Consider the following 26,292-nt stretch of genomic DNA (forward strand, 5'->3'; position numbering starts at 1 on the left):
AACGGATTCTTGCGGCGAGGCCTCGCATCCGCGAGCGCACAGGCGCACTTCGCCCCGCACATCAGGTCCGGCAGTCGGGAACGAGTGCGTTCACCGGGTGAACGGGTGCTCCCCCTGTGCCACTTCGACCTCGTGGTGCAGAAGGACCGCCCCGCTCAGGGCGGACGTTCCGGCCGTCAGGCACAGCAGGGCGAGGGCCAGCAGGGGAGCGGCGATCCGGTGCGTGGTCCGCTGCGTGAGCAGTTCCTTCACCCGGGCCGGTACGGGGCCCGTGGTGGCACCCGCCGTGAGTGCGCACGGCGGCGGTTGTCCGAGGTCCCCGGCGGACGACGGTTGGCGGAGGCTCCGGGTGGTCGCGAGTGCCGCCCGCCCGATCGCCCGGGCGGTGAGCGTACGGCTGCCGGTGGAACGGGCCGCCCCCTCGTCCGCCGCGCGCTCGGCCGCGTACGAGACCTGCGCGACGACCGGTACCAGTGCGGGGTGGCAGCGGCCCGCGAGCTGGGCGGTGGCGAGGAACAGGTGGTGGCGGGCGCGGAGGTGGGTGCGCTCGTGGGCGAGGAGGGCCTCGCGTTCGGCCGCGCCGAGCGAGCGCAGCATGCCGGTGGTCACCACGATGCGCGCCGAACCGCGCCGGACGCCGGGCAGGGCGTAGGCGTCCGGACGCGAGTCCTCCAGTACGCACAGGCCTCCCGCGTGCGGCAGCCGGGAGACCCGGGCGTGGACGGAGCGCAGGCGCCCCACTTCGCGCACGGTGCCGCGGACCAGACCGACCGTTGCCAGCGCGAGGAATCCGGTGGCCGGCGTGGAGACGCCCAGGGTGACGGCGTCCGGACCGAACCGTGGCGGCTGGATCAGGTGGGCCAGGGCCGCCACCGGGGCGAACGCGAGGGCCAGCGGCAGCAGCAGCGCCCCCAGACAGGACACCACGCCCGCGGCCAGCACGGCGGTGGCGGCCGTGAGCGTCCACAACGCCTGCTCGGGCCGCATGCGCGCGAGCGCCGCCCTGCCGAGCGGGGCCAGTGCCCACGGCAGGGCGAGCGGCAACAGCAGGAGGGCGATCACCGGTCGTCGCCCTCCAGCAGACGCCGGAGCTCCGCTTCGTCCTCCGGCCCGAGCCCCTCGACGAACCGGGCGAGCACGACACCGCGATCGGCGTCCTGGTCGAGCGCGCGGTGCATCCGGCGGGCGGTCAGGCCGGGGGCGTCCTCGACGGGGAAGTAGGCGAAGCCCCGTCCGCCGGGGCGGCGGCCGACGGCGCCCTTCTCGTGCAGGCGGGCGAGCAGGGTGGCCACGGTGGTGCGGGCCAATGGCTGCGGGATCGCGGCCCTGACCTGTGCGGCCGTCTGCGGCACGCCCGCCGCCCACAGGGCCGCCAGGACGCTCGACTCCAGCTCTCCCGCCGGTCGCCGCTCACCGTCCGTATCGGCCATGGAACGAACCTCCTCCGTTGAGCGTCTACAGTGATGTAGACCGACTACTGTGATGTAGACGAAGGATAGGCGGCAGCACATCGGAGCCGGGCATCTTTTGCGCGGCCGACAGCGGACCAGTCCGCCCCGACGTGCTCGAAGGGAGCGTGTGATGCACCGGATGACGTACGGCGTGACGGGGGCCGAGGTGCCGACCTTCGACGGCGCGTCCGTCGACGGGTCGGCCTATCTCGACGTGGTGGGCCACGCACAGCACGCGCCCGGCTGGTTGGACGGGATCGTCGGCGCGTACTCCACCTATGGCCTGGCCCTGTTCGCGGTCCTCATGCTGGCGGGCTGGTGGCGGGCCCGCCGCCGGGGCAGCCCCCGAGCCGTACCGGCGCTGCTCGCTCCGCCCGTGACCGTCCTGGCGTTCGAGGTCAGTACGGTGCTGAAGAGCGGGGTGCACGAACTGCGCCCCTGCCAGTCCCTGCACGTCGCCACCCTGGAGGCGTGCCCGGCGGTCGGCGACTGGTCGTTCCCCAGCAACCACGCCACGCTCGCCGCCGCGGCGGCCGTCTGCCTGTGGTTCGTCTCCGCCCGGCTCGGCATCGTCGCCTCCGCCGGTGCACTGGCCATGGCTGCCTCCCGGGTCTGGGTGGGCGCGCACTACCCGCACGACGTCGTCGCGGGAACGCTCCTCGGCGTGCTCGTCGCCCTGGCGGCCATGCTCCTGGTACGGAAGGCCCCCGCCGGTCTGGTCCGTCGACCGGCCGCATCTCGACCGGGGCCCCGGGCGGCGACGTCCGGGCCGTCCTCCTCATGAAGCCGCAGCAGCGCCGGACCCTCCTCCTCGTCGGCCTCGCCGCAAGCGCGACCCTCGCCGTTCTGACGGTGCTGGTGACCGGTCGCCACGGTTTGCCGTTCCCGGTGGACGACGCCGTACTGGCCTGGTCGGTCGGTCACCGGCCGCACCTCGCGGTGGCCGTGGCCCGTGCGCTGACGGCCACCGGCTCGGCCGTCGTGCCGTACGTACTCGTCGTGCTGGCCGGTGCGTGGGCCGGACGCACGGGTCCGCAACGGGTGCGGGCCGTCGCGCTTGGGGCGCTGTGCCTCGCTGCGGGCCAACTCGTGCGCTACGGCGTGATGTTCCTCGTGCACCGGCCGCGACCGCCGCACGCCGCCTGGGCCGCGCAGGCATCCGGCTGGGCCTTCCCCTCCGGGCACACGACGACAGCGGCGCTGGCCGCGGGGCTCGTCCTCGTCGCCCTCCGGCTCCGTGCGCCGCGCGGCAGGATCGTGTGGTGTGCCGTGGTCGTCTGCTGGGGGCTCGCGGTCGGTATGACACGTGCCTACCTCGCGGTCCACTGGGCCGTCGACGTGCTCGGCGGCTGGCTGTTCGCCGTCGGCTGGCTCGGGCTGTGCGTGGGGGCCGGGTACCGATGGCTGTCCGTTCGCCTCGGGAGTGGAGTGGCTGCCGCCGGCGAGCAGGGGTTCCGGTGCGGGGCCGGGTAGCCGATGGTTACGGTGTGCGGGGCGATGGTGCGCCAGGCGTCGTCGCCTCCTTGCCCTTGCTCCCGGACGGGTCGTTCCCCGAAGGTCCTGCGAGCGGCCTGGGGAAGTTCCCGGTGGTGGCAGGAGCTGCGCGGCGCATCCCGGCCAGCACGATGTCCACATGCCGCAGCCAGGGTTCTGCGCTGCCGTTCGCCGGTGCCCCTTCGATGACGCCGCGCAACGCACTCACGGCGGCCAGGACGTCGCCGGTCGTGAGGTCGTCGCGCACCGCGCCGCTCTGCCGGGAAAGGCGCACCAGGTCCTCCGTGAGCGCGGCCAGCCGACGAATCTGCGCCGGGCGGGCCTGCTCGCCCCACGTCCGCGGCAGGAATCCGTGACTGGTCGCGATCCGCCACCCGGCCCCGCGCAGAAACTCCTCCAGCGCCCGGTCGGCGGGAGCAGCGGTCGCCCTCTCCGCAAGACCGATGAGGTGGGTGTGAAAGTCCTCGACGAGCGCCTCGATCAGGGCTTCCCTGGTGGGGAACTGCCGGTGGAGCGCCGCGGGCCCCAGCCCGGCGATCTTGGCGATGTCCACGATCCCGGCTGCGGAGCCGAGTTGGTGGAACGCACTGCGGGCGGCCACGAGGATGTCCCGCCGGACGCGCGTCGCCGCTGCCCCGGTCCGGTCGAGCGGCTCCGCACTCAAGGGCGGGTGTCTGGCACGGTGTTCGTCATGCGGTTGGTGCCCTTCGCCCGGTAGGTGGGTCGTACGCCTCAAGCGTGTGCGTGGGTCGGCCCCACGCACACTGTCTACACTAATGTAGACCGTGCCTGCTGCGCCGGGCGGTGTGCGGACCGGTACGGCCCGGGCAGCGCCCGAGGACCGCGTCCCTGCGGCTTCCCGGCCCCGGGTCCTGCGTGCACGTCGACAGAGCCGACGGAGGGCCATGTGCCACCAGATCCTGGTCGTCGAGGACGACCACGCGCTGCGCGACGTGCTGGTACGCGGACTGCGCGACGAGGGCTTCAACCCGAGGTCCGCCCCGGACGGCGCCACCGCGCTCCGCCTGGCGACCTCCGGCCTGTCCGCCGCCGTGCTCGACATCGGGCTGCCCGACGCGGACGGCCGGGACGTGTGCCAGGCGATGCGGGCGAACGGGCTCATCTTCCCCGTGGTCTTCCTGACCGCCCGCCACCGGCTGGAGGACCGCCTGTCCGGGTTCGCCGCGGGTGGCGACGACTACCTGCCCAAACCCTTCCACCTCGCGGAACTGGCGGCCCGGCTCCGTGCGGTGCTCCGGCGCACGGCGTCCGCTTCTCCCGCCGCGGCGGGCGATCTGACGCTGGACGCCGTCGGGCACCGCTGCGCGGTCGGGGGCGTCGAACTCGCCCTGACCCCCACGGAGTTCCGCCTCCTCGCCCTGCTGATGGCCGGAGCCGGGGGGATGGTCTCCCGGCGGGAACTGGTCCGGGCGGGCTGGCCGGAAGGCGCACGGGTCAACGACAACACCCTCGACCAGTACCTGACCCGGCTGCGCCGCAAGCTGCGCCTGGCGGGCAGCGCCCTCGCCATCACCACCGCCCGAGGGGTGGGCCACCGCTTGACATGACGGCACTCGTGCACGGCCTCGCGCGCCCCATACTGCACCGCCTCGCGCCGCGCACCCTGCGCGGCCGGCTGTCCCTGGCCGCGTTACTCACGGCCACGCTCCTCATCACGGTCCTCACCGTCGCGTTCAACACGGTGGTCGGCCGGCACCTCCAGCACCAGGCGGACGACGCACTGCACACCCGGGCCGCCGCCGTCGCCACCACCGTCGACACGGACGGCCGGCATGTGGTCGTCCGGGAGAGCGGCCACGACGACCTGCTCGACAGCAACGTCTGGATCTACGAGGGAACCCGGCTGATCGAGCAGCCCCCGCACACCCCGCCCAACAGCCCCCTGACACGCACGGCGTACACCCTCGTCGCGGCCGGCGGACAACGCTGCACCACGGTCGAAGGCCACACCCCCGTCCGGCTGTGTTCCCGCCAACTCGTGGGCCCGGCGGGCGAAGCCGCCGTCGTCACCGCTCTCGACCTGACCCCCTACCGGAGTTCCGCCGCCACCTCGCTCCAGGGCTCGCTGGCACTCGACGCCGTCATGCTCGCCTGCACCTACGTCCTGGCCCGCTTGACCGTGGGCCTCGCGCTGCGCCCCGTACAGGCCATGACCGACCAGGCCCTGAAACGGAGCGGCGCCGACTCCGCGGAACGCTTCGGATCAGCGGAACGGCCCGACGAACTGGCCCGCCTCGGCTCCTCGTTGGACACGCTCCTGGACCGCATCCGCACACTGCTGCGCCACGAGCGCCGGCTCACCGCGGAGCTCTCCCACGAGCTGCGCACCCCGCTCAGCCGGATCGTCGCCGAACTGGACTGGTGCCGGTCCCGTCCCCGTACACCCGCCGAGATCCGGGCCGCACACGAGGTGATCGGGCAGGCGGCGGACTGCATGACCGCCATCTGCGACACCCTGCTCCGGGAGGCGCGTGACGACGCGGACACGGTGCCCGGCACCACCGAAGTGCTGCCCGTACTGCGCGGCCTGGCCCGACACCTCGACGTGCCGGCCCACGTGACGCTCACCGTCACCGCCCGAGAACCCCGTACCGAAGCCGGGATCGCCGCCGCGCTCCTCGAACGAGTCGTCAGCCCACTCCTCGCGAACGCCCTGCGCCATGCCCGTTCGCGGGTGGTGGTGGAGGTGGGGCGGGAGGGGGAGGACGTACGGATCGACGTCACCGACGACGGGCCCGGCGTGCCTCCGTCGTTCGCCGGGGAGCTCTTCCTGCCGGGCCGCCGGGCGGACCCCGGTGACGGGCACGGGGGAGCGGGCCTCGGCCTGCCGCTCGCGCGACGCCTGGCCCGCTCCGCCGACGGTGACGTCCACCACGAGGAACACCATGGTCCCGGGGCCCGGTTCACGGTCCGGCTGCCGGGCGGGTGAGCCGGGGGCGGGCGGGGAGGGGGGCGCCGGGGGACGGGCTGCCGGAGGGGTCCGGTGTCAGGGCGGCGGCGCTGTCACCGGAAACCTGAACACATCCTGACTGCCGCGCGGTCCGCCCCGCGCCGGAGAGCAGCCCCGCGCAGCATGAGCCCATGAACATCCGAGGCGGCCGGTCCGCCGCGTTTCTGCACCGGCAGTTGGGGCGGGCCGTGTGCGGTGCCTACCTCGCCGCACTGGTCCTGCCCGGGCCCGGTACGTGGCTGCGCCACCCGCACGCCCTCGTCCTGCCGACCGGACCCGTCGGCCCGTTGTCCCTGCACACCGGTGAGTTGCTGCTCGCACTGGTGCTCTTCTCGGCCGGGCTCCAGGTGCCGCTGCCCTCGTTGGCGCGGCTGGTGCGACGGCCGGGCGTCCTGCTGACCGGACTCGGGCTGCATCTGGCGGCCCCGCTGCTGGTCATTCCGCCGCTGGTGGTCCTGCTGCGCGGCTCCCCGGACGCCGACGGCGGCAGCGGACTGGTCACCGCGATGATCCTGATCGTGACGATGCCGGTCGCGGCGGGCGCCACCGTGTGGACGAGCAGGGGACAGGGCGACCAGCCGGTCATGGTGGGCCTGGTCCTGGCGTCCACACTGGTCAGCCCCCTCACTGTCCCGCTGACCGTACAGATGCTCGCCCCACTTCTCGGTGGCGGCTACGCGGACACCCTGGCCACCGCGGGACCGGGACTCGGGGGCGGGTCCGCGCTCACCACGGTTGCCCTGCCGTGCGCGGCGGGACTTCTCTGCCGCGCCCTGCTGCCGAAGAAGCGGGCGGCGAAGGCCCAACACGCGTGTGCACCAGTGGCGTTGCTGGGCTCGCTGCTGTTGACGTACGTCAACGCCAGTGGCGCGCTGGGCTCCTTCCTCGCCCGCCCCCGGCCCGTACTGCTCGTCGCGGCCGTCACGGTGGCCGCGCTGGTGTGCGCGCTGACCTTCGCACTGGGGCGGCTCTCGGTCCGTGCCTTGCGCCTGGACGCACCGGTCGCCTCCTCGTTCACCCTGGCCTGCGGCATGAACAACAGCAGCGCGAGCGCGGTGCTGCTCAGTACGGCACTGCCCGACAAACCGCACCTGCTGCTGCCGGTCCTCGCGTACGGACTGCTCCAGAAGACGGCGGCGAGCCGGGTCGTCCGAACGCACTCACCACCCGGCCGACCCGGCGGCCGCCCCTGTGTCACGACACGTCGGTGACAGCCTCTGCGTCGTCGTGCGGCGAAGGCGGCGAGCCCCGCGACGGCCGCCGCCGGCAGGGGCGTGGTGCACCACCGGCAGGCATCCGGCGACGCCGACGGCGGCTCCGCGCGCAGCCGCCTGCTCAATTTCCCTGTACGGAGGGACGCTTCGCCGGGATGCGGGAGTTCCGCCGGTTCCGGACGGGGTCGGCCGAGGGCGTGGCCCGCCCGGATCAGTAACGGGTGCGCATGGGCATTCCTGTACGACTACATTTATGTAGACTCTGGGCGATGGTGATGCTGGCAGTACTGCCGCCGGGCTCCGGACCTGCCGGTGGCTGTCCCCGATGGGGGCGGACGGACGCTCTGCTCCGCATCGGCCGCCGCGAGCTCCCTCTTCCTTCGTGCACAACCCGTGGACGGGCAGTCCGCAGCACCGTAAGACCGTCGGCACCGCAACATGCGAGGGAGAGTCGATGTACGTACCGAAGGAGCCCACTGCCGCACCCGCACCCGACCCAGCCCCCGACGTACCGGAAGCGGACCGGGTGATCGCGTGGATGCGGGACCGAGGTCCCGTGGAACGCGTGCTCCAGAGCTCACTGGGGATGCTGCCGAGCGAACGTGACGCCACCCTCGCGCACATGGGCGATGTTCTCCAGGCCACCGCTCAGGGCTTGGGCCCGCAGGCGGCGGCCGTGTGGGCCGGGGTCCCGGACCACGTCCTGCAGGGCTGGGTGGCCAAGGACGCCGCCTTCGCCGCCGCGCTGCAGGCGACTGCGGCTCTTGCGGCCTCGCACGGGCTGCCGCCGGGCCGCCGGGACACACCCGCGAAGTTGAAGGTGGTGCTGTTCGCGATGAGCAACGGCAGCACGCTCGCCGACGCCGTGAAGCTTGTCGGTATCGGCTCGTACCGGTTCCGCACCATGATGAACAGCTCCTCCGTGCCGACGTCGTGCTCGACCTCAGCACGCAGAGGAGGACCGGGCCCACCGTCGGCCGGGAGGAGACGGTCAGCGTCCCCGTACGGCAATGGCTGCGAATTCCACGTACTCGTGCAGCCCGTACGCCAGAGCGAGGGCGCCCAGAGCCGAACCCGTGACACAGAGCGCCAGGCCCAGGGCCCCCGCCCGGCGAGCACCGCCCCGCGGCGCCGAGGGCGCGGGCGCCAGCAGCGCACGTACCCGCTGGGGCACGGGCCCGGACGTCGCCGACAGCAGCGGATAAGCACCACGCGAACGGTGCCGGGCCTGCCCGGCAAGGGCGGCCCTGGCAAGGGCGGCCGCAGTCGTCTTCCGGCTGCCGACAGCACGCGCCGCCGCTTCGTCGGCCCACCGCTCCAGGTGGAAGCCCAGCGATTCCCGAAGCTGCCGCAACGAGGGGTGGACGGCGGTGGACAGGTCGACCACGGCAGACAGCAGGTGATGGCGGCCGGACAGGTGAGCGCGCTCGTGCGCCAGCAGCACCTCGCGCTCGCCGTCCCGCAGAGCGCGCACCATGCCGTCGGTCACCACGACCCGAGCAGCGCGCCCCCGGTATCCGGGCAGGGCAAAGGCATCCACCTCGTCGCCCGGCACCACCAGCAGGTCCCCGTCGCCCGATCCGTCCGCGACAGCCTGCCAAGCACGCTTGAGCAAGGAACGCTGCTGTGCCCAGCGGCGCACCAGCAGGACGATCTGTACGAGCATGACCGCACCCGCCGCACAGGCCAGGGGGAAGGCGGCGGGCCAGACCTCCCGCACACGTGACAGCGGCACCTGCTCCAGCGAGGCGAGGAACGGCACGTGGAACAGGCCGATCAGCGCGGAGACCGTCCCCCCGGCCAGCAGCACCGCCGAACCGGTCAGCACCCAGCATGCCTCCCGGGGAGGAAGCACCCCGGCCAGACGTCGTGCGACCCGAGAAGCCCCCCACGGAAGGGCCAGAGCCAGCACGACCACGATGAGTACGTACGTCACTCGGAGCCGTCCTCGGCTTCGAGGAGGAGCTGCCGCAGGGTCTCCTCGTCGTTCTCCGACAGCGAGGAGACGAACCGCTTCAGTACGAGATCGCGGCGCGGCTCGCTCTCCAGCTCACGGCGCATGCGTCCGGCGACGAGCCCGGCCGCGTCCTCCACCGGCTCGTAGGCGAAGCCCCGGCCTGCCGGAATCCGGCGCAGGGTGCCCTTCTCGTACAGGCGGATCAGGATGGTGGCCATGGTCGTCCTGGCCAGACCCTTGTCGAGTGCGGCGTTGACCTGCTGTGCCGTCATCGGCCGACCGGCTTCCCAGAGCACCGCCAGCACATCGGCGACGAGCTCACCGTGCGGGCGCCTTTCCTCCCGGTCCTTGCTCGACATTCCTGTCCCGTCCTTCGGCCATCAGATGGTGCGGTGCTTGATCGCCTCGTGGCAGCCACCTGGCGGTGGGCGTAAGACGGGCGAGTCCTGGATCTCCCCAATCTACCGTGACGGCGGCGGGGGCTCGTTGCTCTGGTCGTCCAGGAAGTGGGGGCCTTGCGGCTCGCTCGTGGGCTCGTCGTCCGGGAGGGGGGTCTCGTTCCCGGGCCGGGCGGAGGCAGTCAGGAGAGCCTGTCCGGCAGGGCTTTTTACCGCCTTCTTGACCAGATGACTGCGGCCACGATGGCGAGAGCGACGATGAATGCAAGGACGGGCACCCAGGTAAATCCCTCCTCGACATAGAGAGATTGCGACAATTGTGTGGATCGCATTTCACCTTCCCGAACGTCGAATTTGAGCCTTAAGCAGAATGAGCCTTTTCCAACCTCACGCCGCAGCGTGGTGAAGGACAGGGGCTGTCTGGACCACGGTGGTGATGCGATGCCAACTATCGGAGTGGGCGCGACCCGGTCCGCTGCCCGCACTTTCGATCCTCGCCCGCGTCCCGCGCCCCTGGCCAGGCGACGCCACCACCGTCGCCCAGGGCTCGCTCCGGAATCCTGGATCGGGCTCCGCAGGCAGGCGCGTGGTGCCCCGCAACGCGCCTTGTAAGAATGCTTCCTGCACGCATGCTTCGATCGGGGTGGGTTCGTTGGTCTGGTTCGCGGAAAGGTTCCTTTGGGACGGGGAGCGTCCTGAGTGGACGTGGGTCCCATCGAAGTCCGTGGGGCCCATACGGTTCGGTCAGAGCAAGGAGGAAGTCTCAGCCGCTCTGGGCGAGCCGATCACGGGGTGGGGCGAGATGTACGCGCCTTGGCATTCCTTCGACGGAGTTGGCATCGACACCTACTACGACCAGAAGTCCCAGACCTTGGCTGCAGTAGCCGTCGATGCCTGCAGGGGTCCCCAGGTCAGCCTCGACGGCACTCCTCTGGTTGGCCGGCTTCCCTCGGAACTCGAACCCTGGCTCGAGCAGACCGCGTCAACACTTGCGGATCCGACTCTGCCCGAGTACGTCGACGGCTTGCGCTTCGGGCCCCGCGGGGAGCCGTATCTCCTCAGTCTGGGATTGATCCTGCGATGCCAGCAGAACGGTGACCACGCCCGCTGTCGCCCAGTGTTCCTTGCTCCTCAGTGGGCGATGCGAGGCCAAGAACGGATCGAGGACTTGATCCCCGATAGGGAGTGGCTGACGTACTGAGATTTTCTCAGCAAGTAGGTGAAGTGGTTTCGGAGGGCGGCCTGTATGCGCCCTGAACAGCACGTGAAGCTCCTGGTAGGACGGGACTTGCGACAGATCCTGCCCGTGTCAGGAGGCTTCACGTGGTCTCTCATCGTGCCATGCCCGACGTTCCGCGTCCCGTGGTCGAGTACCGTGCGCGTCTGCTCGCAGGGCACCGGCGGTTGATCGGCACTCGTGGCGGAACGCGGGCGTTGGGCCCGTTCCGGCAGGCGGTGTTCAGACTGCGCTGGTTCCGCGACCATGCGTGTGTCCACTGCCTGGCCCGAGACGCGGGCATCTCCCAGGCCACCGGCTACAGGTACCTTCACGAAGGCATCGACATCCTGGCGGCGCAGGCACCGGAACCGACACAAGTTCTGGAACGATGCCGGCGCGAGGGCCTGTCGTTCGTGATCCTGGACGGCACCTCATCAGATGCGATCGCACAGCGGGAGAGACCGAACGCGGCACCGATCTCTGGCACGCGATCCGGATCAAGCACTTCGCCGGCAACGTGCAGTTCCTGGCCGCGCCCGACGGAACACCGCTGTGGGTCTCCGACGTCGAACCCGGCAGCACTCACGACCGGGCAGCCGCCCGTATCCATGCGCTGCCCGACCTCTACCGGGCAGCCCGCGACGGCCTGCCCCCGCTGGCCGACATCGGATACCTCGGCGCGGGCAGCGGCATCCACGTTCCTGTCCGCAAACACCCCGACCTGCCCGGAGACATCGGCCTGGACAACCGGACCCACAACAAGCTTCTCCGCGGCCTCCGCTTCACCGGCGAACGCGCCATGGCCGTACTCGAACAACGCTGGCGCGCACTCCAGCCCGTCACCCTCAACCCCGGCCGGACCGGCGCCATCACCCACGCCGCCCTCGTCCTCAACAACACCTGGTCACGATTCCTGAGAAACCTCAGTGATCTCCCGGAGGGGCGCCCCGAACATCATGGGCCTGGGCGGCCTTCATTTCGTTGATCATGATGCGAACTCTGAGCACCGATGGCTTTCTGACCCCCACCGGGCTCGCATGGACCAGATCTCCTCGGAATAGCACCTTTCGGTATGAGTCACGACATTTTCAGATCAGGTATCAGGGGCCTTAAAAACTTCGGGAATGATGAGATATACCGGACACCGGAGACCGACCTATGGGGAAGCTACGGAGATCCTCAGATCTTCATGTACAACGCCCGTGCGCATCCCACGCTTCAGTCCGGTGACAGATGGACGTTGTCGTACAACGTGAACAGCTTCGACAATCGTTGGTCCCCTGCGGGTGCACTCTTCCGCGACACCTCCATCTACAAGCCGCGATTCGTCTCGTTCCGGCTGGTCCCCTCTTCCAGAGCCACACGTAGCAGTAAACAATTTGTGGTCGAACAGCCATGACGGTCTGGGGGCCCTGGCTAGGGCCCCCAGACCGTCCGCCGCCGCACGTCCCATCAAAGGAATTGGACATGCCATCGCAGTCGATCAGTAACTCTTGGTTCCGTATCGAGACCTGGCTTCATGGCTGCGCCCCGCGCACCGCTGCCGCTCTGCCGCCATCTGCGACGCCCGCGGAACTGAGGCATGCGGAGGAGCTTCTCGGTCACGCGATTCCGGTGGAGCTTGCAGAGACCCTTCGCGGTCACAATGGCAGTGACCCGGTATGGCTTTTCCCTCCAGTATTCACTCTTCTGAGCACCTGGGCTGTGGTGGACCATCTCAAATTGCAATTGGATCTGGAGCAGTCCACTAGGACTGAATACCTCCGTGCCGAAATTCCGTTGGAAATCGACGGAAAGTACGCCCGATGGCATCCCGGCTGGATTCCGTTCGCGAGTGATTCGGGTGGGGGTTACCTATTCATCGAAAGGGAGAGTCAGCGCTTAGGAATACGTGATGAGATCGGAGCGAGCACAGAATCTCCCGAGGGGCTGGGGGGCTCATTGCCCCAACTGATGGCGGGACTCGTCGAAGCACTCGAATGCGGTACTCCGCTCAATGGCCATGTCCGCGAGGTGGACGAGGACGGCGCCCTCACCTGGGCGAGGACGCCGCATAGGTCGCAGCCAAGCTGCCGGTGAGTGAGGTTTCTCAGGAATCGTGACCAGGTGTTGTTGAGGACGAGGGCGGCGTGGGTGATGGCGCCGGTCCGGCCGGGGTTGAGGGTGACGTGCTGGAGTGCGCGCCAGCGTTGTTCGAGTACGGCCATGGCGCGTTCGCCGGTGAAGCGGAGGCCGCGGAGAAGCTTGTTGTGGGTCCGGTTGTCCAGGCCGATGTCTCCGGGCAGGTCGGGGTGTTTGCGGACAGGAACGTGGATGCCGCTGCCCGCGCCGAGGTATCCGATGTCGGCCAGCGGGGGCAGGCCGACGCGGGCTGCCCGGTAAAGGTCGGGCAGCGCATGGATACGAGCGGCTGCCCGGTCGTGAGTGCTGCCGGGTTCGACGTCGGAGACCCACAGCGGTGTTCCGTCGGGCGCGGCCAGGAACTGCACGTTGCCGGCGAAGTGCTTGATCCGGATCGCGTACCAGAGATCGGTGCCGCGTTCGGTCTCTCCCGCTGTGCGATCGCATCTGAAGCCCCGCACGGCAGCCAAGTCCGCGCCCAAGCGGTCGGCGAAGTACCGGTCGGTGCCCAAGCAGCGGCCGAAGCCGAAGGCGAAGCCGGCCTCCCGGCCCAAGCAGCCGCCCAAGCCGAAGGCGGCCAGGTCCCAGGGCTCCAAACAGATCAAGAAGGAGGTCAAGTCCGAGGCCCGCGAGCAGGCCAAGGAGCAGGTGACCGAGGCCGCCCAGCAGAAGGCGACCGGCGGCAGCTGTCAGGCCAACAGCTTCGTGCCCGGCACCCCGGTCCTGATGGCCGACGGCACCCGCAAGCCGATCGAGGAGGTCAAGACTGGCGACCAGGTCCTCGCCACGGACCCGGAAACCGGTGAGACCAAGGCCCAGCCCGTCGTCGCCACCATCATCGGACAGGGCGGCAAGGACCTCGTCAGGATCACGGTCGAGGCGCACACCGAACGCCCCGCCCCAGCAGGCGACGTCACGGCCGGAACCGGTGTGCCGTTGGACCCGGCCGCACTCGCAGCCGCCTCCGGCGGCGAGGAGAGCCAGGCCGGCACCCTGATCGCCACCGACGGACACCCCTTCTGGGTCCCGGAACTCCACGAGTGGCGGGACGCGGGCGACCTTCAGCCCGGCCAGTGGCTCCAGACGAGCGCGGGCACCTGGGTCCAGATCAGTGCGATCCAGAAGTGGACCGCACAGGCAACCGTCCACAACCTCACGGTCCAGGAAACCCACACCTATTTCGCGGGTGCGGGTGCGGGTGCGGGTGCCGGTGCCGGTGCCGGTGCGAGCCAGGGTCATGACCTCCTCACGCACAACACCAATGGCGACCCCGGCTGCAACGGAGCTCTCCGCGGTACCAACGGCCAATTCCAGTCCAACCCGAACAAGCCGTCCCCGCCACCTTCCAGCGGCACGCATGGGAATTCCCTCAACAGCAGCCAGCCGACCGTCCTGTACCAACTGGTGGACCGTGATAGTGGCAACCACCTCAAGTGGGGGATCACCAGCCAGAAGAATCCGGTGAACCGGTACAGTGGCAAGGAAATGCAGGACAAGCGAATGATCATCATCGCCCGCGGAAATCGCAGAACCATGACAAGGCATGAACGGTTTCTGACGTCCCGATGGCCAGGCCCGCTCAATCGGGAGAGTTGGGCCGGAAGCAAGCCGCCCTTCAGCCCAGGACCCTTCGGATAGGAAAACAGAAATGTCATGGAAGCCCCTTTACATCGGCGCCGTGGAAGGAGGGCCGACCCCTCACCCCGGAAAGCTGACCGCCGGGCTGCAGGAAATCGGTCGGCTGGTCGACGCGCAACCCTGGGAGCACTCGGAGGATGAGACGGCGATCGACCTCGTCTTCCACATCCCCGGATCGCTTCTGAAACCCGAATACGAGGGAATCCGCACGGGCTCGCTCTGGCGGAAGAGGTGCATCATGCAGGTGCAGGTCGCGGTCCCGGAAGAATTGGGTGCCGAAGAGCACGACGCCATCGTCCGTTGGTACGCGAGGAAATTGGTCGACGCGGTGGAATTGGCTCGCACAACGCTGCCGCGCCGTAAGGACGCGCTGCCGGTTGTGCAGGCGGCAACCATCTCCTCGCTCGCGACCGCGGGTCTCGTGTAAGCGGAGTCCGGTGTAAAGCTGCTGAGGGGGAGACATTACGTCTCCCCCTCAGCGGAATCCGGAAGGAAAGGGAAGAAGCGAGGAAATGGCGATATCCGGGTGGGGTGACGGGCGTCGGTACCGTCGTAACTACGCAGGCGTTGCGGGGCAGTTGGTTCCCGATGAGGAGATGCGGTTCGATCCGTCCTTGGGGGACGGGGAGTTGGACCACGCGCTGGGCGCCGCGCTCGCAGGGCAGTGGCTGCCCGCGGCGGTGTTGTTGAGCGCGTCCGCCGGGGACGAGGAACTGCGGACGCACCGGGTGTGGGTGCTGGCGGAACTGGCCGGGCGGGAGCGGGCCTGGCTGGATGCCTGGCGGGCGGCACGGCCGGGCGACCGGGACGGCGAGGTGCTGCACGCACTGGCGCTGGTGACGGGCGCGTGGGAGGTACGGGGGTCGGCCGGGGTCCGGTTCACGGCTTCGGAACGGCTCGCGGCCTTCCACGAGCTACTGGCGGCGGCCCGCCCCGTCATCGGGGGGATCGCGCGCCGGTTCCCGGAGGACTCCGTACCGTGGCTGGCATTGGTGCAGTTGGGGGTGGGGCTGGGGGCTCCGGCCGGTCTGTTCGATGAGTGGACGGGTGAGTTGTTCCGGCGGGCGCCCGCCCATCGGTACGGGCATGACATCGCGCTGCAGTACCGGTGCGAGAAGTGGTACGGCTCGCACGAGGAGATGTTCGCGTTCGCGGACGAGGTGGCCGGCCGGGCGGAAGCGGGTTCGCCCCTGCGGATCCTGCCGGTGCAGGCCTGGTTCGAGTACTTCGCGCGGACCGAGGACGGTTCGGTGTGGGAACGGCCGGAGGCCGTCGCCGCCGTGGACGGTGCGCTGGAGGGCGGCGGTCCCGGAGCGCACCCGTACGTGAACATGGACCGAGGTCTGCTCGCCTACGCCCTGTACGCGCAGGAACGGCACGCGGAGGCGTTCGCGCAGTTCCGGGCGATCGGCAGGTCGGCGAGCGAACGCTACTGGAGCCAGATCGGGGAGTACCAGGGGCGGGTGGAGTTCCTGGAGGCCCGGGAGGACTTGGCGGCGTACATCGCAATGAAGGGCATCAAGGTATGAGCAGGGCACGGAGGACGAGCCGGGTGATGGGCGCGTGTACGGTCGCGGCCGTGGTGTGCCTTCTGGCGACGGGTTGCTCCGGATCGGACGGGGCGAGTGACTTCGAAAAGCGCGACGCCCGTGAGGTCGGGGTCGTGTACGAGGTGACGGGTGCCCCCGTGGAGAGCGTGGTCTACGCGACGGGAGCGGGCGACGAGGAGTCCGGGCGGGCCCACCGTCCCGAGCTGCCGTGGAAGCACACGGCAGAACTCGCCGGAATCGCCACCACGCCCACGGTCAACGTGGTGCTGGGGAAGGACGGCGGTCGCGCCGAATGCCTGATCCGCATCAGGGGCGAGGTGGTGCACCGGGCCACCGCCGAGGGGGCGTTCGGGACCGCCACCTGCCTGGCGCCGCTCCAGCAGGAGGCCCGGTGAACCACGCGGGAGACCTGGTGAACCACGCGGGCGACCCGGTGAACCACGAAGCGCCTCACGCCCCGCGCGCGGCCCGCGACCGTCTGCGTGCCCTGCGCGGCCGGAGCGCCCGTCGAGATCGGGTGCGCAGGCGAGCGCTCGCGGCCGGTGCGCTCACCCTGCTCGGGGCCCTCGGCTGGACCGTCGTCAGCGGCGCCCTGGCCGAGCCCGCCGACGCCGAGGGCAAGCCCCTGATCGTCCCGGCGCACGCGGTCGGCGAACAGCGCACCGCCTTCGGGTACGGCGACCCGAACGCACCCCACGTCCTCACCGTGCGTTTCGACCCCCGCGACCCCCGCAGCGCCACCCTCGAACGCGAACTCGGTTCCACCGTAAGGGAGTTGGCTGACAAGGGGGCGTACCGGATCGAATACCACGGCACGACACTCCAGGACGGCAAGGACGGCGGCCGTGGGTCGGCGCGCGCGCTCAACGCCTTGGGGGCCGCAGCCGAGCAGGGCCCCAAGGACTTCGCCGCCCTCTTCGCCGCCCTCGCCGCCCGTCCCGCCGCCTCGGGCACCGACGGCGCCTTCGCTGAGCCGCAGCGTCTGATGGAGATCGCTGACGAGGCCGGTGTACGCACCCCAGCCTTCGACCGCGCCGTCACGGAGAACACCTACGCCCCCTGGGTGGCGAAGGCGACCGGGCAGCACAACTCCTCCGGCACGTCGGACGTACTCCTGGACGGCCGACGCCTGCACGACGACCACACCGATGCCCGCACCCTGTCGGCCGTCGAGTTCCGCGGCCTGACGGAGGGGCTGCTTCCGGTCGCTCGCCGGTGATACCTCCGACAACCGCTCCACCGCAGCAGTTTCGGTCTGGATTCCGGATCCGGCACGCTGCCTTCCGGAGATGTCCCGGAACTGGATCGTGTACGGGTGGGACCCTTGGGCCATCTGGCCTTGGCGTGAGAGCACTCCTTGAAGGAGGTACCCATGCCGTGGGTGAGGGATGTGGTGGCCATGGCGTTGCCGACTCCCTGGTGCGATGCGGACGTCTTGCTGACAGCTGATGCACGGAAGGGTGTCTGACCTGCGAAAAGTCCCAACCCATTCGGATTGTGGAGGAACTTCGTGGGCCGCACCACGCAGGACGTCACGCAAGCCCGCACGGACTGGATGACGGGCGACCGCTTCGGCGAGGTCAAGGGATACGAGGGGGCACCCGTGCCCACGCCGGAACTGCCGAACGTACCGCTGAAGCCGCGGAGGAGCCCGCGCTGAGCCGGGATTCTGGCACGCCGTTGTCTGCAGCCGCCGACCCGGGCAGTAGCTTGCGCGGAGTCTTGGTCGGTACCTACCTGGCCTGAACTCCGCTCTGGCTTATGCGCACATCCGTGCGGTCATCCTGGGGGTTCTGCTCGGGGGCCAAGCGGGGACATCCCCGCGTGCACGGGGAGCAGTTGGCGATCTGCATCCACAGGTCGGCAGGGCTGGGAACATCCCCGCGTGCGCGGGGAGCAGGTGACCAACGACGCCAGCAGTTGCAGGGCGGGGGGAACATCCCCGCGTGCGTGGGGAGCAGGCTTCCTGGGCTGCTGCTTTACAGCGGGAGGAGGTGGTTTTTGACCACGTTCGTTGAATCGGACAAGTTGCGCATAGGTCTCAGATTGGCGCTTGGGGGCTGGTGAACGGCGGGAAACGGTCGCGTCATCGTATGCCGCGAGGCGTCGTCGGTGTTGCGTTGTACCAGGAGGGGCGGTGGCGTGGGCGGGTTTTGGCTTGTGGGGGACGTGGGGTGGGGTTTGCCGGTACTGATCGGGTCATGAGCGTTGGAGAGGGGCTTCGTTCGGGGCTTGGGGCGTGTCTGTCCGAGGCGGCGCGGGTCGTGTGGGCGAAGCATGATCATGACAGTTGTGGGTGGCTGCCGTTGTGGCGGCACATGGAGGACAGCGCGGCTGTCGCGGGTCTCTTGTGGGACGAGTGGTTGCCGGCGAATGTGCGGGCCCTGATTGCCGGGGCGCTGCCGGGCGGGGAGTCGGAGGCGCGGCTGCTGCTGGTCTGGCTGGCGGGGGTGCATGACATCGGGAAGGCGACGCCTGCCTTTGCGTGTCAGGTGGATTCGCTGGCGGACGGGATGCGGGCGCAGGGGCTGGAGATGCGTACGCAGCGTGCGTACGGGCCGGAGCGGAGGCTGGCGCCGCACGCGTTGGCGGGGCAGATGCTGCTGGGGGAGTGGCTTCAGGAGCGGCACGGGTGGTCGGGGCGGCAGAGCGGGCAGTTCGCGGTGGTGGTCGGGGGGCACCACGGGGTGCCGCCGGAGAATCTGCAGATCATGGATCTGGACGCGCATCCGTATTTGCTGCGTGGCCGGGGAGCGAGTGGTGCGGCGTGGCGGCGGGTGCAGGGGGAACTGCTCGATGCGTGTGCCGAGGAGTTCGGGGTCGGTGAACTGCTGGGCGGGTGGCGGGCGGTCAGGCTCTCTCAGCCGGTGCAGGTGCTGCTCAGCGCCGGGGTGATTCTCGCCGACTGGATTGCCAGCAACCCCGGCCTCTTCCCGTACGTCCTGAAGGAGAATTCCCGCAGTGGCAGTCGGCGGATTGCGGCGGCCTGGCAGGGGTTGAATCTGACGCGGCCCTGGCAGCCGGAGGAACCCGTCGGCACTGCTCAGGAGTTGTTCGGTGCGCGGTTCGCGCTGCCGCCCGGAGCGAAGGTGCGGCCGGTGCAGGACGCGGCAGTGCGGTGGGCGAGGTCGATGCCCGTGCCGGGGCTGATGGTGATCGAGGCGCCGATGGGGGAGGGCAAGACGGAGGCCGCGCTCGCCGTGGCGGAGATCTTTGCCGCGCGGGCGGGAGCGGGCGGGGTGTTCTTCGCGTTGCCCACCATGGCGACCGGCAATGCCATGTTCCCCCGGCTGCTGGACTGGCTGGAGCGGTTGCCCTTGGAGGAGGGAAGTCGGTACTCCGTGTTGTTGGCGCATTCCAAGGCCGCGCTGAACGAGGAGTACGCAGGCTTGGTGCGTGAGGGGCGGCAGCAGGTCGCCGCGGTGGAGCTTGATGCGGAGATGTCGGAGGGGCGGCTCTCGGGCCAGGGGCGTTTGGCTCCGGCGGAGTTGATCGCGCATGCGTGGCTGCATGGGCGGAAGAAGGCGATGCTGGCGTCGTTCGTGGCGGGGACGATCGATCAGTTGTTGTTCGCGGGGCTGAAGAGCCGGCACCTGGTGCTGCGGCATCTTGCGGTGGCCGGGAAGGTCGTCGTCATTGACGAGGCGCACGCCTACGACACGTACATGAGTGTGTATCTGGACCGGGTGCTGTCGTGGCTGGGCGCGTACGGGGTGCCGGTCGTGGTGTTGTCCGCGACGTTGCCCGCCGCCCGTCGGCGAGAGTTGGCCGAGGCGTACGCCGGGGCTGCCCCCGGAAGTGCGGAGTTCGACGAGGTGGCGCGGGCCGAGGGGTATCCGCTGCTGACTGCTGTGGCTCCGGGGCAGGTGCCCGTCGTAGAGCGGCCCGGTGCCTCGGGGCGCGGTGGCGATGTGCTGCTGGAACAGGTCGAGGAGGACCTGGACGTACTGGCTGACCGGTTGGAGGAGGAACTCGACGGGGGCGGCTGCGTGCTGGTCGTACGCAATACCGTCGGCCGGGTGCTGGAGGCCGCCCAGGTGCTCCGCAGGCGTTTCTGCACTGCGTACGTGACCGTCGCGCACTCCCGGTTCGTGGATGTGGACCGGGCGGCGAAGGACGCCGGGCTGCTGAGCCGGTTCGGGCCGCCGGGGACGGCCGAGCGCCCCGAGCGGCACATCGTCGTGGCCAGCCAGGTCGCCGAACAGTCCCTCGACGTCGACTTCGACCTCCTGGTCACCGACCTGTGCCCGGTCGACCTGCTGCTCCAGCGGATGGGGCGCCTGCACCGCCACCAGCGCGGCGAGAAGCAGGCGGACCGGCCCCGGCGACTGCGTACCGCACGCTGTCTGGTCACCGGGGCGGACTGGAGCGGCCCCGTACCCGTGCCGGTCAGGGGATCGGTGGCGGTGTACGGCCGGTACGCGCTGCTGCGCTCGGCCGCCGTTCTCCTCCCCCACCTGGGAGAGGGCAGTCGGCCGGTGCGGCTGCCGCAGGACATCAGCCCGCTCGTCCAGGGGGCGTACGGGGAAGCGGCGGTGGAGCCCGCCGCATGGGCCGAGGCCATGGCCCTGGCGCGGGAGCAGCACGATCGGCACCGCGCGCGGCAGGCGGAGGAGGCGGACACGTTCCGGCTCGGCCCGGTGGGCCGGCCCGGCCGCTCCCTGGTCGGCTGGGTCGCGGCGGGGGCGGGGGACGCGGACGACACCCGGGCCGGCCGGGCCCAGGTACGCGACAGCACCGAAAGCCTGGAGGTCGTCGTCGTACAGCGGCGGGCGGACGGTTCGCTGGCCACCTTGCCGTGGCTGGAGGACGGGCACGGCGGCCTCGAACTGCCCCAGGACCGCGCCCCTTCGCCGCGGGCGGCGCGAGCGGCGGCCATGTGCGGGCTGCGACTGCCCATCCAGTTCTCCGACCCGAAGGTGATGGACCGTGCGATCGCCGAACTGGAGGAACTGTACGTACACGCCTGGCAGGGCAAGGACTGCCACTGGCTCGCCGGCCAGCTGATTCTTGCGCTGGACGCCGATTGTCAGACCCACCTGGCAGGCTTTTCTCTCCGGTACGGCAAGAGCGACGGGCTAGAGGTGAACAGTGACCACAACCAGTGAGGTCGGCGCGGGAGTTGAGGGGCTGTCGTTCGACCTGACCGCCCGCCCGTGGCTGCCGGTATTACGCTCCGACGGCACTCCGGACGAAGTCTCGCTGCGTGAGGCGCTCGTGCAGGCCGAGGACCTGCGCAGGCTGACCGGGGACCTGCCCACCCAGGAGTTCGCGCTGCTGCGCCTGCTGCTGGCGGTGTGCCACGACGTCCTCGACGGCCCTGCGGACAGTGAGGAGTGGGGCGAACTCTGGGCGGACCCCGACTGCTTCGCGAAGGTCCCCGACTACCTCGACGCACACCGTGACCGCTTCGACCTGCTGCACCCGCACACACCGTTCTTTCAGGTGGCAGGGCTGCGTACGGCGAAGGACGAGGTGTTCTCGCTCAACCGCATCGTCGCCGACGTCCCCAACGGCGACCCCTTCTTCAGCTCCCGGCAGCCCACCGTGGACCGGCTCGGCTTCGCGGAAGCCGCCCGTTGGCTCGTCCACGCGCACGCCTACGACACCTCCGGTATCAAAACCGGAGCCGTGGACGACAAGCGGGTCAAGGGCGGCAAGGTGTACCCGCAAGGTGTCGGCTGGGCCGGGGCCCTGGGCGGGGTGTACGTCGAAGGGCGCACCCTGCGCGAGACGCTGCTGCTGAACCTGGTGGCCGCCGACACCCAGGGGCTGCGCCTCAGCGACGACGACCGCCCGGCGTGGCGGCGCCCACCGTGCGGGCCCGGAGCCGACGGCGATCGACGGCCCCATGGCGTACGGGACTTGTACACCTGGCAGACCCGGCGGGTGCGGCTGCACTACGACACGGAAGGCGTGCACGGCGTCGTCCTGGGATACGGCGACCCGCTGCCCGCGTACAACATGCACACCCACGAGCCGATGACGGCCTGGCGGCGCAGTCCCGCGCAGGAGAAGAAGCGCAAGGAAGCCGTCGTCTACCTGCCGCGCGAGCACGACCCCGCACGGTCCGCCTGGCGCGGCATCGAATCCCTCATCGTCGGCAAGGCGGAAGCCACCCAGACGTCCGAGGCGGCCAAGTACCTGCGGCCCGGGATCTTCGAGTGGATCGCCCAGCTCGTCACCGACGGGGAACTGCCCCGCGGCTTCCTCATCCGGGCGCACGTCGTCGGCGCCGCGTACGGAACCCAACAGTCGGTGATCGACGAAGTGGTCGACGACCGCGTCGCCATGGCGGTGGTCCTGCTGCACCGCCGCGACCGTGAGCACGGGCAGCAGGCCATCGACGCGGTCCACGATGCCGACGAGGCGGTCAAGGCACTCGGCGATCTTGCGACTGACCTGGCACGGGCCGTGGGGGTCGATCCCGAAGGGCCTCGTGCGACCGCCCGCGACCGCGGCTTCGTGGCCCTGGACGCTCCGTACCGCACGTGGTTGTCCCACCTGGCCGAAGCCGAAGACCTGGACGTGCAACGCCGGAACTGGCAGCAGGACGTGCACAGGATCATCGCCCGGCTCGGCGAGCAACTGCTCGCCGACATCGGTGAAGCTGCCTGGGAAGGTCGCATCGTGGCGGGCGCCAAGGGCGAGGAGTGGCGCAACTCCGCCCACGCCGACAAGTGGTTCGGCCTCCGCCTCGACAAGGGCCTCAGCAGCCCCTTCCGTCACACACCGGGCTCCGGCGGACCTCGTACCCGAACCGACGCCCAAGGAGCATCCATGTCCGTCCCGGCCGCCCTCGCCACGTCGGCCCGCAAGCGCGTCGGTGAGATCGCCGCAGGTCTCATCCGCCCGCTGCAGAGCGGCTACCTGCGCGACGACTCCCACAGTGTGGGGGCCCGCGCCCGCCTGAGCCGTGGCGCAGGCAAGACGTTCGCGCAGGTCCCCGACCTGCTGGGGCTGGTCGACACCAGTGACCTGTACGGGAATGCCGCGGCCGGTGGCCCCGCCCTGCGGGAAGCGGAACTGTCCGCGGCCGAAGACGCGGTGCACACCGTGCTGACGCTGTGGGCCCTGCACCAGCAATCCCGGGGCACCGGGATGCACCGCTCGGACGGAGCCCGGGGAAGCCGCACCGGACTGGGCGCGGCAGTCCGCAGCCTGATGGCGCCGGGTGAGATCGACGAAACCATCCTCAAACGGCTCGTGCGTGCGGGCAACGCGCCCGATGCGGAATCCCTGGCGGTGCGACTGCGGGAGATCGTATTGCTGCTGCGCGAGGCGGAAGTGCCTCTCGACTACGGGCTCCTGGCCGGACAGCTCTTCCTGTGGCAGCAGCCCGGCGGGCGCGATCTCGTACGCCGTGAGTGGGGCCGCTCCTTCCAGTCGGCCCGCGCATCGCAGAACGACGAGACCACCGAGCACGACGCACAGCCCCGCTCCGGCGACAACGCCGTCGCCACGACCGACAAGGACGCTTCGTGAACCGCTACTTCCTCGACGTGCACGCCCTGCAGACCGTGCCGCCCAGCAATCTGAACCGCGACGACACCGGTGCACCGAAGTCGGCCGTGTACGGGGGAGTGCGCCGGGCCCGTGTCTCCAGCCAGGCCTGGAAGCGCGCCATTCGCACCTACTTCAGCGACGAACACCTCCTCGACCCCCAGGAGCTCGGCGTACGCACCAAGAAGGTCGCCGAGATCCTGGCCGCCCGGATCACCGAGCGCGAGCCGTCGCTCCAGGGCGCGGCAGCGCTTGAACTGGCGGCGGCGGTGATCGAGGGGGCCACTGGCTCCAAGATCGAGGCGCCGAAGCGGAACGCCAAGGACGAGGAGTCCGGCGAGGAGGCGGTGCCGCGGTCGAAGTACCTGATGTTCCTCAGCGCCCACCAGCTCGACGGTCTCGCGGACCTCGCGGTCGACGGCGCGGACGACATCACGTCGTACCTCAAGGACAAGAAGAACAAGGCGCGCGCCAAGGAGATCGCCGACACCCTCCACTCCGTCGACATCGCGCTCTTCGGCCGCATGGTCGCCGACTCCGCCGACATCAACGTCGACGCCGCGGTCCAGGTCGCCCATGCGATCAGCGTCCACCGCGTGGAGAACGAGTCCGACTATTACACCGCCGTCGACGACATGAACACTGACGCCGAGCCCGGTGCCGGGATGATCGGCACTGTCGAGTTCAACTCCGCCACTCTCTATCGGTATGCGGCCGTCGGTGTCCACCAACTCGCCGCCAACTTGGGCCAGGGCCTGCAGGAGGACGAACCGCTCAGTACGCCGGTGCGTCGTGCTGTCGAGGCGTTCGTCCAGAGCTTCGTCGAGTCCCTGCCCACCGGCAAGATCAACACCTTCGGCAACCACACCCTCCCCGACGCGGTCGTCGTCAAGCTCCGCACCACCCGCCCGATGAGCTACGCGGCGGCCTTCGAAGAACCCGTCACCGGCGGTGACACCGGCGGACACGTACGCGGGGCCGCCGAACGTCTGGCGGCGTATGTCCCGGACATCGAGAAGGCATACGGCGACGAGGACACCACCCGCACCTGGGTGCTGAGCGTCGGCCCGCACACCACCGCGCTCTCCCCGCTCGGCGAGAAGCAGGACAAACTGCGTGACCTCGTCACCTCCGTCGGCCAGGCCGTCGCCGACCGCCTGGACGGAGCGCCCTCGTCGTCATGAGCGTCCTCACGCTGAGGCTGGCCGGCCCCCTCCAGTCCTGGGGGGCCGCGGCCCGCTTCGTCCGCCGTACCACCGAGGCGGCGCCGACCAAGAGTGGCGTCATCGGCATGCTCGCCGCCGCCCAAGGCATCGCCCGCGGAGACGACGACGCCCTGGCGCGTCTGGCGGCGTTGCGCTTCGGGGTGCGTATCGACCAACCCGGCACCCGGGTACGGGACTTCCAGACCGCGCACCATCAGGTGACCGGCAAATCCATGCCGCTGTCCGAGCGGTTCTACCTCGCCGACGCCGTGTTCGTCGCCGCCCTCGAAGGCGAACACCTCCTGCTCGCCGCACTGCGCGAGGCTCTGTACCGCCCCGTCTACCCGCCCTTCCTCGGCCGCCGCTCCTGTCCGCCCACCGGACAGTTCGTCCTGGGCCTGCACGACGACATCCGGCTGGACCAGGCACTCACCCACACCCCCTGGCAGGCATCGGCCTGGTACCGCAAACACCTCCGCGGACCCACCGTACGGCTGCCACTGCTGCTGGAAGCCGAGCCCGGGGACACCACGGGCGACCTCCTGCGCGACCAGCCGGTCAGCTTCGACGCAGCGCACCGCAAGCACGCCCTGCGCACCGTCACCAGCACCACCGTGGACATCCCCAGCTCCCCAGCCACCCCGAAGCCGCCGACGCCGCCGATCCGGTCCGTACCGGCACACGACCCGTTCGCCGCGCTGCCCGACCCCACCGCCGGGCAGTCTCCGGTCGCTCCCGAGCCGTCGCACGACCCGTTCACCGCTCTGGAGGAGAGCACCTGATGCACCTGACCCGCTTCCGTATCAACACCGCACGGACCGGTGCCCGCCGCCTGCTCTCCTCGCCCCAGTCGCTCCACGCGGCCGTCATGAGCGCCTTCCCCGCCCTGCTCCCGACCACTCCCGAACAGCCCGCAGCAGGCTCGGGGCCACGGGTTCTGTGGCGGCTGGACCACAACGCCCGCGCCGAGGTGTTCCTGTACGTCGTCAGCCCCGACCGACCCGACTTCACCCACCTCGTGGAACAGGCAGGGTGGCCCGCACTCGCGGCCGACCCGGCCACCCCGGGCTGGGAAACCCGCCCCTACACCCCCCTCCTGGACCGCCTCGACAAAGGCAGCACCTGGGCGTTCCGGCTCACCGCCAACCCGGTGCACTCCGTCCGCAACAAGGACGGGGCGCCGACCAAGCGCACCGCGCACATCAACCCGGTCCACCAGATGGGATGGCTGCTCAAGCAGCAGGAACGAGCAGGCTTCCGCATCCTCGAAAAGCCCGATGCCGCAAGGCTGTTGCCCAGCGCAACCACTCACCGGGGCCACCCGCATCACGGCGACCGGTACGAGCTGGCGGTCCGCGACCAGCGCGGCCTGTCCTTCGCCAAGTCCCCTGATTCACGCGGCAGCAAGCGCACCGTCGTCACTCTGGTCACCGCCACCTTCGACGGCCGCCTCGAAGTCACCGACTCCCAACTCCTGCGCCACACCCTCACCCACGGCCTCGGCAAGGCCAAGGCATACGGCTGCGGCCTGATGACCCTCGCCCCGCTCGCGCCCGCACCGGCCCGGTAGC

At 70.2% G+C, this 26,292-nt stretch carries 24 protein-coding genes and 3 pseudogenes; 20 read left to right on the top strand and 7 right to left on the bottom strand.

Features of this window, described 5'->3' with window-relative positions; genetic code table 11:
• Nucleotides 1–90 precede the first annotated feature (90 nt).
• Together ACIO3O_RS04030 and ACIO3O_RS04035 are read right to left on the bottom strand one after the other, a co-directional pair.
• Nucleotides 91–1,062 carry a M56 family metallopeptidase gene (locus tag ACIO3O_RS04030; protein WP_401741561.1) on the bottom strand — a complete coding sequence of 324 codons (972 nt, stop codon included), beginning with the start codon at nt 1,060–1,062 and terminating at the stop codon, nt 91–93.
• The gene (locus tag ACIO3O_RS04035) at nt 1,059–1,430 is read right to left on the bottom strand and encodes a BlaI/MecI/CopY family transcriptional regulator (protein ID WP_401741563.1); all 372 of its coding nucleotides are present in this window, start codon (nt 1,428–1,430) and stop codon (nt 1,059–1,061) included. The genes ACIO3O_RS04030 and ACIO3O_RS04035 overlap by 4 nt, the downstream gene beginning before the upstream one ends.
• A 151-nt stretch (nt 1,431–1,581) precedes the next feature.
• Here ACIO3O_RS04035 and ACIO3O_RS04040 point away from each other — a divergent pair, with 151 nt between their 5' ends.
• Together ACIO3O_RS04040 and ACIO3O_RS04045 are read left to right on the top strand one after the other, a co-directional pair.
• The gene (locus ACIO3O_RS04040) at nt 1,582–2,235 is read left to right on the top strand and encodes a phosphatase PAP2 family protein (protein WP_401741565.1); all 654 of its coding nucleotides are present in this window, start codon (nt 1,582–1,584) and stop codon (nt 2,233–2,235) included.
• The gene (locus ACIO3O_RS04045) at nt 2,232–2,924 is read left to right on the top strand and encodes a phosphatase PAP2 family protein (protein ID WP_401741568.1); all 693 of its coding nucleotides are present in this window, start codon (nt 2,232–2,234) and stop codon (nt 2,922–2,924) included. The genes ACIO3O_RS04040 and ACIO3O_RS04045 overlap by 4 nt, the downstream gene beginning before the upstream one ends.
• A 7-nt stretch (nt 2,925–2,931) precedes the next feature.
• Here the strand turns inward: ACIO3O_RS04045 and ACIO3O_RS04050 are convergent, their stop codons facing one another.
• Complete coding sequence (locus ACIO3O_RS04050; protein ID WP_401741569.1) at nt 2,932–3,609, bottom strand: TetR/AcrR family transcriptional regulator; 678 nt, start codon at nt 3,607–3,609, stop codon at nt 2,932–2,934.
• A 241-nt stretch (nt 3,610–3,850) separates the two neighbouring features.
• Between ACIO3O_RS04050 and ACIO3O_RS04055 the strand changes: the two genes are divergently transcribed.
• The 3 genes from ACIO3O_RS04055 (at nt 3,851) to ACIO3O_RS04065 (ending at nt 7,127) form a co-directional block, all read left to right on the top strand.
• Nucleotides 3,851–4,513: a response regulator transcription factor gene (locus ACIO3O_RS04055; RefSeq protein WP_401741572.1), complete on the top strand. Its 663-nt coding sequence runs from the start codon at nt 3,851–3,853 to the stop codon at nt 4,511–4,513.
• Nucleotides 4,510–5,895: a sensor histidine kinase gene (locus ACIO3O_RS04060; protein ID WP_401741574.1), complete on the top strand. Its 1,386-nt coding sequence runs from the start codon at nt 4,510–4,512 to the stop codon at nt 5,893–5,895. Before ACIO3O_RS04055 ends, ACIO3O_RS04060 begins: the two co-directional genes overlap by 4 nt.
• 152 nt (nt 5,896–6,047) lie before the next feature.
• On the top strand, nt 6,048–7,127 hold the full coding sequence (locus ACIO3O_RS04065) for a sodium-dependent transporter (protein WP_401741576.1): 1,080 nt from the start codon (nt 6,048–6,050) through the stop codon (nt 7,125–7,127).
• A gap of 651 nt (nt 7,128–7,778) precedes the next feature.
• On the opposite strand, the gene ACIO3O_RS04070 is transcribed toward ACIO3O_RS04065, so the two are convergent.
• The 3 genes from ACIO3O_RS04070 to ACIO3O_RS04080 form a co-directional block, all read right to left on the bottom strand.
• Entirely contained in the window at nt 7,779–8,036 is a 258-nt protein-coding gene (locus tag ACIO3O_RS04070; protein ID WP_401741578.1) for a hypothetical protein, read from the bottom strand.
• An 85-nt stretch (nt 8,037–8,121) separates the two neighbouring features.
• Nucleotides 8,122–9,066 (bottom strand): M56 family metallopeptidase, encoded by a 945-nt coding sequence (locus tag ACIO3O_RS04075; RefSeq protein ID WP_401741579.1) that lies wholly within the window; start codon nt 9,064–9,066, stop codon nt 8,122–8,124.
• Nucleotides 9,063–9,446, bottom strand: a complete 384-nt coding sequence (locus ACIO3O_RS04080) for a BlaI/MecI/CopY family transcriptional regulator (protein WP_401741581.1) — start codon at nt 9,444–9,446, stop codon at nt 9,063–9,065. The genes ACIO3O_RS04075 and ACIO3O_RS04080 overlap by 4 nt, the downstream gene beginning before the upstream one ends.
• Nucleotides 9,447–10,137: 691 nt before the next feature.
• Here ACIO3O_RS04080 and ACIO3O_RS04085 point away from each other — a divergent pair.
• The 3 genes and pseudogenes from ACIO3O_RS04085 to ACIO3O_RS04095 form a co-directional block, all read left to right on the top strand.
• Entirely contained in the window at nt 10,138–10,686 is a 549-nt protein-coding gene (locus tag ACIO3O_RS04085; protein WP_401741583.1) for a hypothetical protein, read from the top strand.
• Between the two features lie 122 nt (nt 10,687–10,808).
• Nucleotides 10,809–11,596 (top strand): annotated as a pseudogene (locus ACIO3O_RS04090) (transposase family protein); the annotation flags it as partial.
• A 575-nt stretch (nt 11,597–12,171) separates the two neighbouring features.
• Nucleotides 12,172–12,555, top strand: a pseudogene (locus tag ACIO3O_RS04095) (SMI1/KNR4 family protein); the annotation flags it as partial.
• A 23-nt stretch (nt 12,556–12,578) separates the two neighbouring features.
• On the opposite strand, the gene ACIO3O_RS04100 reads toward ACIO3O_RS04095, so the two are convergent.
• Nucleotides 12,579–13,337 (bottom strand): transposase family protein, encoded by a 759-nt coding sequence (locus tag ACIO3O_RS04100; RefSeq protein WP_401741585.1) that lies wholly within the window; start codon nt 13,335–13,337, stop codon nt 12,579–12,581.
• Between ACIO3O_RS04100 and ACIO3O_RS04105 the strand changes: the two genes are divergently transcribed.
• The 12 genes and pseudogenes from ACIO3O_RS04105 (at nt 13,330) to cas6e (ending at nt 26,291) form a co-directional block, all read left to right on the top strand.
• On the top strand, nt 13,330–14,463 hold the full coding sequence (locus ACIO3O_RS04105) for a polymorphic toxin-type HINT domain-containing protein (RefSeq protein WP_401741587.1): 1,134 nt from the start codon (nt 13,330–13,332) through the stop codon (nt 14,461–14,463). The genes ACIO3O_RS04100 and ACIO3O_RS04105 overlap by 8 nt on opposite strands.
• A 10-nt stretch (nt 14,464–14,473) precedes the next feature.
• Nucleotides 14,474–14,890: a hypothetical protein gene (locus ACIO3O_RS04110; RefSeq protein ID WP_401741588.1), complete on the top strand. Its 417-nt coding sequence runs from the start codon at nt 14,474–14,476 to the stop codon at nt 14,888–14,890.
• Between the two features lie 169 nt (nt 14,891–15,059).
• Nucleotides 15,060–15,992: a hypothetical protein gene (locus tag ACIO3O_RS04115; RefSeq protein WP_401741590.1), complete on the top strand. Its 933-nt coding sequence runs from the start codon at nt 15,060–15,062 to the stop codon at nt 15,990–15,992.
• Nucleotides 15,989–16,408: a hypothetical protein gene (locus ACIO3O_RS04120; protein ID WP_401741591.1), complete on the top strand. Its 420-nt coding sequence runs from the start codon at nt 15,989–15,991 to the stop codon at nt 16,406–16,408. Before ACIO3O_RS04115 ends, ACIO3O_RS04120 begins: the two co-directional genes overlap by 4 nt.
• The gene (locus ACIO3O_RS04125) at nt 16,405–17,232 is read left to right on the top strand and encodes a thioredoxin domain-containing protein (RefSeq protein ID WP_401741594.1); all 828 of its coding nucleotides are present in this window, start codon (nt 16,405–16,407) and stop codon (nt 17,230–17,232) included. Before ACIO3O_RS04120 ends, ACIO3O_RS04125 begins: the two co-directional genes overlap by 4 nt.
• A 291-nt stretch (nt 17,233–17,523) precedes the next feature.
• On the top strand, nt 17,524–17,673 hold the full coding sequence (locus ACIO3O_RS04130; RefSeq protein WP_401741596.1) for a hypothetical protein: 150 nt from the start codon (nt 17,524–17,526) through the stop codon (nt 17,671–17,673).
• A 541-nt stretch (nt 17,674–18,214) separates the two neighbouring features.
• Nucleotides 18,215–21,121 (top strand): CRISPR-associated helicase Cas3', encoded by a 2,907-nt coding sequence (gene cas3, locus ACIO3O_RS04135; RefSeq protein WP_401741597.1) that lies wholly within the window; start codon nt 18,215–18,217, stop codon nt 21,119–21,121.
• Nucleotides 21,105–22,805 (top strand): annotated as a pseudogene (gene casA / locus ACIO3O_RS04140) (type I-E CRISPR-associated protein Cse1/CasA); the annotation flags it as partial. The gene cas3 and the pseudogene casA, both read left to right, overlap by 17 nt.
• Nucleotides 22,794–23,498, top strand: a complete 705-nt coding sequence (gene casB, locus ACIO3O_RS04145; RefSeq protein ID WP_401741891.1) for a type I-E CRISPR-associated protein Cse2/CasB — start codon at nt 22,794–22,796, stop codon at nt 23,496–23,498. The pseudogene casA and the gene casB, both read left to right, overlap by 12 nt.
• Nucleotides 23,495–24,700, top strand: coding sequence for a type I-E CRISPR-associated protein Cas7/Cse4/CasC (gene cas7e, locus ACIO3O_RS04150; protein WP_401741600.1), 1,206 nt, complete (start codon nt 23,495–23,497; stop codon nt 24,698–24,700). The genes casB and cas7e overlap by 4 nt, the downstream gene beginning before the upstream one ends.
• Nucleotides 24,697–25,503 carry a type I-E CRISPR-associated protein Cas5/CasD gene (gene cas5e / locus ACIO3O_RS04155; RefSeq protein ID WP_401741603.1) on the top strand — a complete coding sequence of 269 codons (807 nt, stop codon included), beginning with the start codon at nt 24,697–24,699 and terminating at the stop codon, nt 25,501–25,503. The genes cas7e and cas5e overlap by 4 nt, the downstream gene beginning before the upstream one ends.
• On the top strand, nt 25,503–26,291 hold the full coding sequence (gene cas6e, locus ACIO3O_RS04160; RefSeq protein ID WP_401741606.1) for a type I-E CRISPR-associated protein Cas6/Cse3/CasE: 789 nt from the start codon (nt 25,503–25,505) through the stop codon (nt 26,289–26,291). The genes cas5e and cas6e overlap by 1 nt, the downstream gene beginning before the upstream one ends.
• The last annotated feature ends 1 nt before the right edge of the window (nt 26,292 follow it).

Source organism: Streptomyces sp. NPDC087440 (assembly GCF_044744005.1).
GTDB lineage: Bacteria > Actinomycetota > Actinomycetes > Streptomycetales > Streptomycetaceae > Streptomyces.